At 51.5% G+C, this 13,419-nt stretch carries 7 protein-coding genes; 4 read left to right on the forward strand and 3 right to left on the reverse strand.

What is annotated here, in order from left to right; genetic code table 11:
- Positions 1–3 precede the first annotated feature (3 nt).
- The 3 genes from msbA to dnaE all read right to left on the reverse strand — a co-directional run bounded on the left by msbA (position 4) and on the right by dnaE (position 6,653).
- Positions 4–1,749 (reverse strand): lipid A export permease/ATP-binding protein MsbA, encoded by a 1,746-nt coding sequence (msbA, locus tag DFR42_RS21840; RefSeq protein WP_110257173.1) that lies wholly within the window; start codon positions 1,747–1,749, stop codon positions 4–6.
- A 61-nt stretch (positions 1,750–1,810) separates the two neighbouring features.
- Positions 1,811–3,130 carry an O-antigen ligase family protein gene (locus DFR42_RS21845; RefSeq protein WP_110257174.1) on the reverse strand — a complete coding sequence of 440 codons (1,320 nt, stop codon included), beginning with the start codon at positions 3,128–3,130 and terminating at the stop codon, positions 1,811–1,813.
- Positions 3,131–3,134: 4 nt separating this feature from the next.
- Positions 3,135–6,653 (reverse strand): DNA polymerase III subunit alpha, encoded by a 3,519-nt coding sequence (gene dnaE / locus DFR42_RS21850; RefSeq protein ID WP_110257175.1) that lies wholly within the window; start codon positions 6,651–6,653, stop codon positions 3,135–3,137.
- A gap of 320 nt (positions 6,654–6,973) precedes the next feature.
- Here dnaE and DFR42_RS21855 point away from each other — a divergent pair, with 320 nt between their 5' ends.
- From DFR42_RS21855 to DFR42_RS21870, 4 genes are all read left to right on the forward strand, one after another.
- Positions 6,974–9,001 carry a TonB-dependent receptor plug domain-containing protein gene (locus tag DFR42_RS21855; RefSeq protein ID WP_170133629.1) on the forward strand — a complete coding sequence of 676 codons (2,028 nt, stop codon included), beginning with the start codon at positions 6,974–6,976 and terminating at the stop codon, positions 8,999–9,001.
- 3 nt (positions 9,002–9,004) lie between these two features.
- Positions 9,005–9,976: an ABC transporter substrate-binding protein gene (locus DFR42_RS21860; RefSeq protein WP_110257177.1), complete on the forward strand. Its 972-nt coding sequence runs from the start codon at positions 9,005–9,007 to the stop codon at positions 9,974–9,976.
- A complete protein-coding gene (locus tag DFR42_RS21865) occupies positions 9,973–11,301 on the forward strand; it encodes a GGDEF domain-containing protein (RefSeq protein WP_110257178.1) in 1,329 nt (442 codons plus the stop codon). Before DFR42_RS21860 ends, DFR42_RS21865 begins: the two co-directional genes overlap by 4 nt.
- A gap of 375 nt (positions 11,302–11,676) precedes the next feature.
- Positions 11,677–13,407 carry a glutamine--tRNA ligase/YqeY domain fusion protein gene (locus DFR42_RS21870; RefSeq protein WP_110257179.1) on the forward strand — a complete coding sequence of 577 codons (1,731 nt, stop codon included), beginning with the start codon at positions 11,677–11,679 and terminating at the stop codon, positions 13,405–13,407.
- Positions 13,408–13,419: the final 12 nt, after the last annotated feature.

Genomic DNA, 13,419 nt, shown 5'->3' on the forward strand with positions numbered 1-13,419 from the left:
CAATCAAGCGGCAAATTGCAGACGGTGCAGGTTGGCATAAGTGCCGCCATTGTCGAGCAATTCTGCATGTGTACCCATCTCTATGATCTTGCCATCGACCAGTACGGCAATGCGGCTGGCCCGTTCAATTGTTGACAGGCGATGGGCAATGACCAGCGTGGTACGGCCGAGCATCAGTTCGTCCAGTGCGGCCTGTACAGCGCGTTCAGACTCACTATCGAGTGCCGACGTCGCCTCATCCAGAATAAGGATAGGTGCATTCTTATAGATGGCGCGGGCAATCGCCAGGCGCTGCCTTTGGCCACCAGAGAGGCGCATGCCATTGTCGCCTATCATGGTGTTCAAGCCTTCTGGCAAATCACGCACGACATCGGTCAGATGTGCTGCCTGCACTGCCGCTGCTACGCGTTCAGGATCAGGATTGGCATCGCCATAGGCAATATTCGACACCAGGGTGTCATCAAACAAGACCACATTCTGGCTGACCATGGCGATTTGTTCGCGCAAGCTGCTGAGTGAAATATCCTGCAAGGAGATGCCATCAAGCAGGATGTCGCCAGAATCTGGTGTGTAAAAACGCGGCACCAGATTCACCAGAGATGTCTTGCCGCCGCCAGACATGCCGACCAGTGCGATGGTTTCACCCGGCGCTATGCTGAGGTTGATGTCTTTTAAGGCTTCCTGTTCCTGACCCGGATAAGAGAAGCTGGTGTGTACGAATTCCAGCTTGCCTTGCGCACGGGCTGGCAGGGCTTTACCACTATCAGTTTCCGGTAAAGTATCGATCAATGCAAACACCGACTCAGCCGCAGCCATGCCGCGCTGCATGGGGCCGTTCAAATCTGCCAGGCGCTTCAAAGGCGTCAGCAACAGCATCATCAAACTAACAAATTCGATGAAGCGGCCTGCTGTGGTGGAGTCTTGCGCTGCCTGCGATACGGCAAACATGATGACCACGGCCACTGCAATCGCCGCAGCGAGCTGTGTCAGCGGCGTAGTCGATGCCACGGCAATCGTGGTACGCATGGCATAGCCACGCAGTTTTTCATTCTTGGCTTCGAATCTATCCTGCTCATATTTCTGGCCACCAAAGATGCGTATTACCTGACTGGCACGCGTTGCTTCTTCTATGACCTGGGTCAGTTCATTGCTGACATCAAGCTGACTTTGGTTGAGCTTGCGCAAACGCTTGCTGACACCACGCACCAGGAAAGCCATGACTGGCATCATGACCAGGGCAATGATGGTCAGTTTCCAGTTACGCCACAATAAAGCTGCCAGCAACACCATCACAGTCAATGAATCGCGGAATAGCGTCGTCATCGAGACCTTGAGCATCTCGACGATTTGCTGCGCCTCAAACATGATGGTGTTGATGATGCGTCCGCTCGATTCACTCTGATAAAAACTGATGGGTACATTCAGGATGCGGTCAAATATCTTGGCGCGTAGCTGATTCAATAACCTGGTGGAGATCCAGGTCATCAGATAACTAGTGGTAAACGTGCAAATACCACGGAACAAAAAGATGGCTATGATGGCAGTTGGTACCATCCATAAGGCTATTTTTTTTGCATCGGCATTAAAACCGTGATCGAGGATGTAACCCAACACTTTAGGGAACATGACTTCAGTCGAAGCCGTACCCAGCATGGTCAGCAGTGCCCACCACACGCGGGAGCGGTAAGGTGTGATGGCCAGCCACAAACGGCGGAACACATCGATAGTTTCTTTATTGATCAAACTCATAGTATGAAATTCATATCCTGTCTTGGCCCAAGCCGCTTAATCAAGCAGGCTCACGCATAAATCATTTATTTGCTCTATTCCGCATGCCAGCCAGCGGTATTGCCAGCAAGATCATGAAAGCCATGCCAAACACGCCATCGCGCAAGATCGCATTGAACATGCCGCCCAGCATCATGGCGATGGTCAGCATCAGCAAGGGCATGGCCATTTCTTTAGTATCCGGATTTTCATGCACAGCCATACGGTAAGATACCCAGAATTGCCCCCCCCAGATCACCAGCAAAGCCAGTAAGCCAAGCACACCCAGTTCAGTCAGATACAGGAGGTAATCATTGTGCGGCGTGGTCATGGTCGCACTGATGAGGCCCCTGGCTTTTTGCTGGTAAAGGTGCATCCAGGTGGCGATACCATGTCCGGCCCAGGGTTTCTCTGCAATGATGTCGCCAGTGATCTTGAATAATTCAAGGCGCATGCCATCGTCACTGACTTTGCGTCCCTGAGAAAAATCATGCAACTGATGCACGGTACACAGGCTGCGCAATTTGAAAATTTCCCACGGCCCGGCCTGTACCAGTCGCACTTCACATGTTGTGGGTGGTGGCAGGCTCAATGCATATTTCCAGCCGCCGCCCAAGGCTGCCAGCAGTATCAAAGGCAGGGCCACTACTCGCCATGACCAGCCTATCTGGCGCAAGATCAACACACCGCATAGCAAGAAAAACAGCAGACTGGCCGTCCTGGTTTTAGCCAGCAAGACCAGTGTAGCAGCCACGTACACAATAGCCAGCACGCGCCAGACCGGATGATCACGGTGCGCACGCAATTCATGCAGCATCCAGGCTGCAGCAATCGCCATCAATATGCCAAGCAGGATGGATTTATTACCTTCATAAATCACATAGCTGCGAAACAGAGTATTGACTGGCAAGAGGTGCAAAAAATTTGCTACAAACAGCGTCGCCGCCAATATCGCGCCAGCAAAAAATATGTGCATGGCCCGCCTCTGCCACTGCCCAGCAGGGACAGCCAGGAAAGGCAGGAGAAACAAATAAGTCTGGTAATGAAAAAAGCCTGGCCAGAATTCTTTATGGAGCTCTGGCGGCACATCCTGCATGGCAGCCAGTACCACACTGACCAGGCTCAATCCAAGTATGGGCAACACCATGGGACTTTGCCTGACCCTGTCCAGCTTTTGCAGATAACTGCCCGATACCAGCAAGCTGATATAAAACAGCAAGACACCGCCATACATGACACCGACCGGGAAGAACAGGGTCAGCGGCAAGCCAGACAAAATCTGGTGCGGCAAAGACTGACGCCAGCCCAACTGTGCTTCCATCTGCATGGAGCCAGCCGCTGGCGATACACTGGCTGTATTCATGGAATCAGGCGTATTCAATTTTGACGTTTTTCATGGATAGCCACTCACCCAGGTTTTGCCGCAACACATCGTCCGGGTTCACTCGCCACTGATCTGACAGATACAGTTCAGCGCTGGCATTAGCATTTTGATAGCGTATCAATACCGGGCAACCATCGGCATTCAAATGTGGCTTCAGCATCTCTTGCAGTTTTTTGGTGTCTGCAGTCGATGTCAAAGTCAGACGTAAGCCTTGAGAAAATTGCACGCGGGCGCGGCCTATGTCCATGACTTTTTCAGCCGAGATACGCAAGCCGCCCGAGAACCTGTCTTCAGACACCTTGCCCAGCACAGCCAGGAATTCATCTTCCTTGAACAGGGATTTGAATTCTTCCATGAGTTCGCTATACACCGTCACTTCAACCACGGCAGTGCCATCATCAAGGCTGACAATGAGCAATTTGCCGCGCTGTGTCATCTGGGTGCGTACGCCAGTGATGATGCCGCAAATCAGGCGCAAGTCGCGCGAAGGCTCCAGTTTGGCCAGGGTAGTCTTGATGAACTGGCGTACTTCTGGCGCATAAGAGTCAAACAGGTGGCCGGACAGGTAAAAACCCAGCGCCAGTTTTTCTTCGGTCAGGCGTTTCTTGTCTGACCATGGTGGCACATCCAGGTAATCTGGTGGCGCGATCAAATCATCGTCATCGCCAAACAGGCTGACCTGGTTTGCAGCGGCTTCTGCCTGCACTGCTGCTTCCAGCGCAAAATCAACGGTAGCCAGTAAGACGCCACGGTCTTTGCCCAGGCAATCCATGGCACCGGCACGTATCAGTGACTCTACCGTACGGCGATTAACCTGACGCTTGTCAACACGTTTGCAAAAATCGAACAAATCCTTAAATGGTCCACCTTCTTTTCTCGCCGTGATAATGCTTTCTATCGCATTCTGGCCTGAGCCTTTGACAGCACCCATGCCATAACGTATCTGGCTGGATTTTTTGCCAGCTTCGGCAACAGGCATGAAGCGGTATTCAGACTGGTTGATATCTGGCGGCAGCATTTTGAGTTTGCAGATATCAATCGCATCTTCGACCAGAATCTTGACCTTGTCAGTATCATCCATGGCCAGCGACATATTCGCTGCCATGAAAGCAGCAGCATGATGCGCTTTCAGATAGGCGGTGTGATAAGACAGCAAGGCATACGCGGCAGCATGGGATTTATTAAAACCATAGCCCGCGAATTTTTCCATCAAATCGAAAATCTCGTCGGCTTTTTCTTGCGGCAAGCCATCCTTGGCAGCGCCGTCACGGAAAATCTGGCGATGCTCGGCCATCTCTTCTGCCTTCTTCTTACCCATGGCACGACGCAGCAAATCCGCACCACCTAGTGAGTAGCCACCGACCACCTGGGCCATCTGCATAACCTGTTCCTGATACACCATGATGCCGTAGGTTTCAGACAAAATGCCTTCGGTACGTGGATCAGGATAATCGAAACGTTCACCGTGTTTACGTTTGCAGAAATCCGGGATCAGGTCCATAGGACCCGGACGGTACAAAGCCACCAGCGCGATAATGTCTTCAAAGCGGTCAGGACGCGCATCTTTCAACATGCCTTGCATGCCGCGGCTTTCCAGCTGGAACACAGCCACGGTCTTGGCCTTGGTCAGCAATTCATACGAAGCTCTATCATCCAGCGGCAATTTGGCCAGATCAAAGTCTGCCATGGCCGGGTCCATCATCTTGATATAGCGCACTGCCCTGTCAAGGATGGTCAGCGTGGTCAAACCCAAGAAGTCGAACTTGACCAGGCCCACGGCCTCGACGTCATCTTTATCGTATTGCGAGACCACACCAGAATCACCGCCCTGGGTGTAGAGTGGGCAAAAATCTGTCAGCTTGCCTGGTGCAATCAATACACCACCGGCATGCATGCCTATATTGCGGGTAATGCCTTCTACCTGTTGCGCCAGGTCGAGCAGGGTTTTGACTTCTTCTTCGTTTTCCTGACGCTCGGCCAGCAAGGGTTCTTCAATAATCGCTTCGGCAATCGTGACTTGTTTGCCTGGTTTGAACGGGATCAGTTTGGAGACGCCATCGCAAAACATATAGCCAAAATCCAGCACCCGGCCAACGTCGCGTATCGCACCCTTGGCGGCCATGGTACCGAAGGTAGCAATCTGCGACACTGCTTCTTTACCGTAACGGTCTTTCACGTACTGAATAACCTTGTCGCGACCTTCCTGACAAAAATCAATATCAAAGTCGGGCATGGATACCCGCTCTGGGTTCAGGAAACGTTCGAACAGCAGGTTGTACTGCAAAGGATCAAGATCGGTAATCAGCAGTGAATATGCAACCAGAGAACCGGCACCAGAACCACGGCCTGGCCCTACCGGCACGCCATTATTTTTTGCCCATTGAATAAAGTCAGCAACGATGAGGAAGTAACCAGGAAAACCCATCTTGATGATGGTGTCGGTTTCAAACTTCAGGCGTGCCTCATAACGGGCGCGCTCTTTCTCGCGCTTTTCCTCATTTGGGAACAAATGCTGGAGGCGAAACTCAAGACCGCGCCTGGATTCATGCTCCAGGAAGTCATTGATGGTCATGCCTTCAGGTGTAGGGAAATCTGGCAGCTTGGGCTTACCCAGTTCCAGCATCAGGTTACAACGTTTGGCGATTTCGACTGAATTGCGCAAGGCTGCTGGCAAGTCGGCAAAAAGTTCTGCCATCTCAGCCTGGGTCTTGAAGCATTGTTGTTCATTGAACCTGCGTACGCGGCGGCCATTGGCCAGCATATCGCCTTCGGCAATACAGACGCGCGCTTCATGAGCGGTGTAGTCGTCCTTGCTGATGAATTGCACAGGATGGGTCGCCACCACTGGCAATTTGAGTCTGCCAGCCAGAGCCACGGCAGCACGCACATGGTTGTCCATGTTTGCCTGGCCTGCTCTTTGAATTTCTATATAAAAATGATTGGGAAAAATACTGGCCCAGCGTCTGGCGTTTTGTTCTGCCAATTCAAGATTGCCATTATCGATAGCAACGCCGACATCGCCAAAATGCGCGCCAGAGATAGCGATCAGGCCACCGCCCTTGCCTGCTTCAAAAATACTCTGCAACCACTCATAGCGGATTTCTGCCCGGCCCTTGTGCTGGTTCGTCAGCCATGCTTGTGCCAGCAATTCGCATAACTGCAAATAACCCAGCTTGTTCTTGACCAGCAAGAGCAACCTCGATGGTTTGTCGCGGTCAACATCATTGCTGATCCAGACATCGCAACCAGCAATAGGCTTCATGCCCTTGCCACGTGCTGATTTGTAAAATTTCACCATGGCGAACAAGTTCGCCAGATCAGTAATGGCCATTGCTGGCTGTTTGTCTTTTACTGCTGCCTTAATGACATCATCAATACGCACCAGGCCGTCGACAATCGAATATTCGGAGTGGATGCGCAGGTGTACAAAGGCAGGCTCGTAGGGCTTGCTGACGACAACTTCGGTGGTCGCTTCAGGGGAGGTAATTAATTCTGTAGTCATACCGCTATTCTACCTGTTGCCCAAGCTGATCAGAAGCTTTGCCTTGCTGAAGTTTTCAAATATGCAATTTATATTAATTTAACTTTAATTTAATGAGCATTCGTACAAGCTAATTCATCATGCCGTCAATAAATAAGGTTTTAATTTGTCTATTATGCAAATTCCAAATAAGACCCCATGTCCAAAAATCTGATCCCTAAAAACAACAAATTCAGGGACGTAAAGAGGTCTTGTGACTCTCGTCTTTGCATTTAAGCTACATTCGCCAGCCTGTGCTGTGTTACTCTAAATCAATGCATTTTCTGGCTCTGGGGCACAACTTGTTAGCAGAAAAAAAACTCCGCATCCATAGCAACTATTCTGGCAAGCGCTTTTACAGGCGTGCTGGCTGTGCTGCCCTGCTTTTTTCCCTTCTGCATCAAGTAGCGATGGCAGGTGGCGGTGAAGAATCAATTTTTCTGGATGATGTGCCAGTAGTGCTGTCCGCGTCCCGCCTGTCGCAACCCATTAATGAAGCACCGGTTGCTGTCACCATCATAGACAGGCAAATGATCAAAGATTCTGGTGCCTGGGATTTGTCAGAAGTATTTCGCCTGGTGCCTGGCATGTATGTCGCTTACCATGCCGACCCTTATTTTTCAGCAGACAGCACGGTGGCATATCACGGCATGGTGACCACCACCACATCAGACCGCATGCAGGTATTGATCGATGGCAGGTCCGTCTATGCCAGCTTGTTTGGTGGCGTCAACTGGAGCGACCTGCCCATCGTTCTGGATGATATAGAGCGCATAGAAGTCATACGCGGGCCAGACTCTGCCAGCTACGGTGCCAACTCCTATTCTGGCGTCATCAATATCATCACCCGCCACCCGGCTGAGACCCAGGGCAAGACCATGTCCGTGGCATTTGGCAAGGGTCGCAAGGAAGGCATCTTCCGCTATGGCGGCCAGAGTGGCGCACTAAGTTACCGCCTGACTGCCAGCATCAGGGAAGACCAGGGCGAAGATGACCGTATCAAGAAGCCAACCTCGGTCTTCACCTTTTGGAACCTGAACAAATACGACAACAAGACTATCCACAACCTGAACCTGCGCGCTGACTACCAGCTCAATTCTGCCGATACGATGGAATTCCAGTTTGGCTATAACGGCGGGCCGCGTGAGGTCGGTGAATACGGTAATGTTTCTGCCATCAGCAGGCGAGCAGAAAATCATTTTGAAATGCTGCACTGGCGCCGCGCGCTGGAGGCTGGCGGCGAATTGTCGGTGCAAGCTTTCCATACGGTAGAAAGAGTGTATGCCAGGCTGAAAGATTCAGACGGCGTCAGCGACGGCGACGCTATATTGCGGCGCTACGATCTGGAAGTGCAGCACACCTTTTCACCTTTCACCAATGCGCGCCTGGTCTGGGGTGGCAGCATACGCTATGACCAGACTTATGCGCCCTATTATCTTGGAGTAGGTGACAACCAGTATTTGTATGGTGATTTTCCGTATCACCTGCGCCGTTTCTTTGGCAATCTTGAATGGCGAGCACGCCCTGACCTGGTCTTCAATGTCGGCGGCATGATAGAAAACAATACCTATACAGGCACCGATACCACACCCAGGTTTGCCGTCAACTGGCATGTGCAACCTGGCCATACCTTGCGCCTCAGCCATTCACGCGCCACGCGTTCGCCCTCTGTTTACGAGAAAACATATGACAGCTATTGGCGCAGTCCAGAGTTTTATCCGGGCCTGCCAGAGATGCAGACCGAGCGTGTGAAGTCTACAGAGCTGGGATATATAGGCAAATATGGCAAATTTGATGTTGATTTTCGCCTGTTTTATGATGACTACAGCCAGTTGATCGACGTCAGGAATAAGCGCTCTGCTGCTGGCGGCAATTTGAATGCAGGCACCGCCATCATGCGCGGTTATGAATTGCAATTAAAAGCCCAACTGACTGACAAGACACGTCTCATCTATGGACTGTCAGGTGGTGGAGTAAAAAGCGATAATGTAAATGGTGTCATCTATAGCGATTCTCTGCCTAAATACAGCCATAGCCTGATGCTCAGCCACAGAGTCAATGATCAATGGAGCGGTAGCCTGGTCGCCTATCAGGTGGCGCAAACCAAGTTCAATTCCACTGATTATAATCCGCGTGAAAACCGTGGCTATTTTATCGATGCTAACCGGCGTTTGGATGGCAAGCTCAGCTACCAGTTCAAACTGGATGGCAAAGCTGCTGAATTGTCTGTGATTGCTCAAAATCTTGCTGATGCCAGATATTTTGAATACCGTCATGATAATGAATTGCCGGGACGGGCCGTGAGGCTGAACTTCAAGCTGGATATGTGACCCATGCGATGGCAGTTCGTCAGATATTTGCGATATGCAGGCAGTTGGATCGCTTTAAGTCTCGGCCTTAGCCTGGCGCTGCCACAATCCTGTCTCGCAGTCGACAATATCACCATCTTGCTCAGTGAAGATGGCCCGGCCTATACAGAATTTTCCAGCCAGTTAAGCACTGTGCTAAGCCAGGGCAACAGCAAGAACACAGTCAAGGTTCTGATACTGTCGGCCTATAAAAGTGAAGACTTATCCCGCAACGCCAATAATCAAATACTGATTGCGGTTGGCACACCTGCCATGACAGCCATGGCGCAAAAGCCACCTGCCATGGCAGTGTTGAATGTGCTGGTACCGCGTCATACTTTCCTGAAGATCGCCAAACAATATGGACGCAACCAGGACCCGCATCATTTTTCTGCGATTTATTTTGATCAGCCATGGAACCGGCAATTGGGACTGGTTCGTGCGACCTTGCCAGGTCGTAATCGCCTCGGCCTGTTACTAAGCAAAGACAGCGCGGAAATACTCACAGGCATACAGCTTGCAGCCAAAGAACTCGACATACAAATCAATGTAGAAACCGCCACGGATGACTCAGAACTATTGCCTGCCTTGCGCCGCTTGCTGGCCAATAGCGACAGCTTGCTGGCCCTGCCTGATGCTGCCATCTACAACCGCAATAATATACCCAGCATCTTGCTGACCAGTTATCGTCAGAAAGTGCCGCTATTCGGTTTTTCAGCCGCCTATGTCAAGGCTGGCGCACTGGCTGCCGTCTATAGTTCACCGGGCCAGATTGCCCAGCATGTGGCTGAAGTCATACAGGGTTTGAGCAGTAATGCTTACCTGCCGCTGCCCCAGTACCCACGTTATTTCAGTGTGAATACCAATACCCAGGTCAGCCGTTCGCTAAGCCTGGAAATGGAAGATGAAGCCAGTCTGACACGCAAATTAAAATCATTGATGGAGCGTGCCCAATGAAGAACTGGCCACTCGCCCAGCGCATACTATTCTTAGCTCTAGCGCCGGTCTGGATTATTTCAGCCTTGCTGGTGCTGTTGGTCGTCATCGTCGGCATTACTGAAATTGACGGTGCAATAAAGGCACGCGGCACTGTCATTACCCGCCAACTGGCACCCGCCAGTGAATACGGCGCATTTTCCGGCAACCGCGAAGTCTTGCAAGCCCTGACCCAGTCCGTCATGAAAGAAGATGACGCCAAAGCCGTGGTCATCACCGATCCTGACAACCGGGTACTGGCCGTGAGTGGCAAACCCAGCAAACTGGGGCCTGAACATACACGCGCTGCGGATACAGGCAAGGTCTTGCATGGTGATCATGAGTCACTGATATTTGCAGCGCCGATTTACCAGGGTAAGGCAGAAGCCGACTCTTTCGATTTGTTTGACCGTGCGCCCAGTGACAAAACCACCAAACCCAAACTGCTGGGACGTGTCTATCTGGAACTGAGTACGCATACCAGTCGCCAATCCAAAAATGTCTTCGTAGCGCTGAGCATATTGATAGGCCTGGTAGGCACAGTCTGCGCATCAATACTGGCGCTGCGCATGAGCCGCGATTTGACGCGCCCGTTGTCGCGCTTGCTGGATGGCGTACATCGCATGGAAAAAGGCGCACTGGATACCCGTATCACGGCAGATTCTGGTGGCGAGTTGCAGGAACTTGAAGCAGGCTTTAATCAGATGGCAGAAAAACTGGAAAGCAGCCATAAATCCATGATGGAAGTGAATGCCAACCTGGAAAACCTGGTCATCGCCCGCACCCGTGAACTTGAATTGCGCAACCATGACCTCGAGCTATTGTCGAGTACCGACAGGCTCACAGGCCTGATCAACCGCCTGAAGCTGGAACAGATACTGGAAGAAGAACACCAGCGCAGCCAGCGCTATGGCACCATTTTCTCACTGGCCATCGTCGACATAGACTTGTTCAAGCAAGTCAACGACACCCACGGCCATCAGACTGGTGATCTGGTTCTGATCAATATCGCCCGCATCCTGCAAGACCATGTACGCAGCATGGACGCCGTGGGCCGCTGGGGTGGAGAAGAGTTTTTGGTCATCTTCCGCGAAACCACTATCCATGCAGCCATTGCCACAGCGGAAAAACTGCGTTGCGCCATTGCCAACCATGAATTTGAGATCGTCGGCAAAAAGACCGCCAGCTTTGGTGTCACCGCATACTATCATCCTGATAACATCAATGAAATGATGAAGCGGGCAGATAATGCCCTCTACCATGCCAAGAAGTGTGGGCGGAACCGCGTAGAATCCAGCGAAATGTAATTTTAGGACTTACGCAAAACCGCCCCAGCTGCGTTGCAGCTCCCGCATTTAGCAAATTCCGTACTAAAGTACTGTCTTCGTCGCTGACGGTGTAGCCGGGGTTTCAGGCAACATGTTGCCTGCCGGCGAAGCGATTCCCCCTTGCAAGGGGGAATTTCTAAAGCGATAGCCTTGCTGGGACAATTTTGCGTAAGCCCTAAATTTTGCTATCGTATTAACTACTTTCCAGAAATCTACCCTCTGATACTCTCTATCGCACTTGCACTTCGGCTAATGTACGAGCAAACTTCGCGCCATCCATGCTGCGCTACGGTAAAATGCTTGTCATCTCCCTATTTATAATGTGCCTTACAAGGTCTACAACAGTCATTAGCTATGAGCAAAGATATAAAAAATAACGATAATGCAACACCTGCACCCGTTTCCAACTTCCTGCGCGCCATCATCGACAATGACCAGGCTGCTGGCAAATACACCCGTGATGGCCTGCCCAATGTCATCACCCGCTTTCCGCCAGAACCGAATGGCTACCTGCACATAGGTCATGCCAAGTCGATATGCCTGAACTTTGGCCTGGCACGCGATTACGCTGGCCGTTGTCACTTGCGCTTTGATGACACCAATCCTGAGAAAGAAGACCAGGAATATGTCGATACCATTATGGACAGCGTCAAATGGCTGGGCTTTGACTGGAATAACAAAGGTGAAGAACATCTGCACTACGCCAGTGACTATTTTGACCGCCTGTATGAAATCGCCGAATACCTGATCGGTGCTGGCCTGGCCTATGTCGATAGCCAAAGCGCTGCTGACATGGCGGCTAACCGTGGTGATTTTTCCAAACCAGGTGTGAACTCCCCTTTCCGTGAACGCGCACCAGCAGAGTCGCTGGACTTGCTACGCCGCATGAAGGCAGGTGAATTCAAGGATGGCGAACACATCCTGCGCGCCAAGATAGACATGGCCTCACCTAACATGAATTTGCGTGACCCGGCCATCTACCGCATCCGCCATGCTCATCATCACCGCACTGGTGACAAATGGTGCATCTACCCTATGTATGACTACACGCATCCACTTTCTGATGCGATAGAAAACATTACCCATTCGATTTGCACACTGGAATTCCAGGATCACCGCCCTTTCTATGACTGGATCATAGAACGCGCCGCCGAAGGTGGCTTCTTCAAAAAACCAGTGCCGCAACAATATGAATTCGCCCGCCTTAACCTGACCTATGTTGTCACCAGCAAACGCAAATTGCGCCAACTGGTAGAGCAAAACATCGTCACCGGCTGGGACGACCCGCGCATGCCTACCATTGTTGGCATACGCCGCCGTGGCTATACGCCAGAATCATTGCAACTGTTCTGCGAACGCATAGGCGTAACACGTTCTGATGGCTGGATAGACTACAGCACGCTGGAAGGTTGCCTGCGCGAAGACCTCGATCCAAAAGCACCACGCGCCACCGCCGTACTGCGCCCGCTGAAACTCATCATCGACAACTTCCCCGAAGGCGAAAACATCGCCTGCACGGCACCTATCCATCCGCACCACCCTGAACTGGGCAACCGTGAATTCACGATAGGCAAAGAGCTGTGGATAGAACAGGAAGACTTCATGGAAGAGCCCGTCAAAGGCTACTTCCGCCTCTTCCCAGGCAACAAGGTACGCCTGCGTTATGGCTATGTGGTTGAATGCACAGGCTGCGACAAGGATGAAAACGGCAATGTCATCGCCGTCCATTGCAACTACTTTGCCGACAGCAAATCCGGCACAGAAGGCAGCGCCAACTACAAAGTCAAAGGCAATCTGCACTGGGTCAATGCAGCAGATGCACTGGAAGCCGAAGTCCGCCTGTACGACCGTTTATTCACGGATGCAAATCCTGATGCTGGCGGCAAAGACTTCATGGCCTTGCTGAACCCGAATGCCCTGGAAGTAGTGCGTGCCTATGTAGAGCCTGGTCTTGCAACGATCACCCCAGATACACGCTTGCAGTTTGAGCGCCACGGATATTTTGTGGCGGATCGTGTGGATTCAGTGCTTGGCAAGCCGGTGTTTAACAGGGTGACGACGCTGAAGGATTCCTGGGCCAAATAAGATGTAAAAGAA

Source organism: Undibacterium pigrum (assembly GCF_003201815.1).
In the GTDB taxonomy this organism is placed as follows: Bacteria; Pseudomonadota; Gammaproteobacteria; order Burkholderiales; family Burkholderiaceae_D; genus Undibacterium; species Undibacterium pigrum.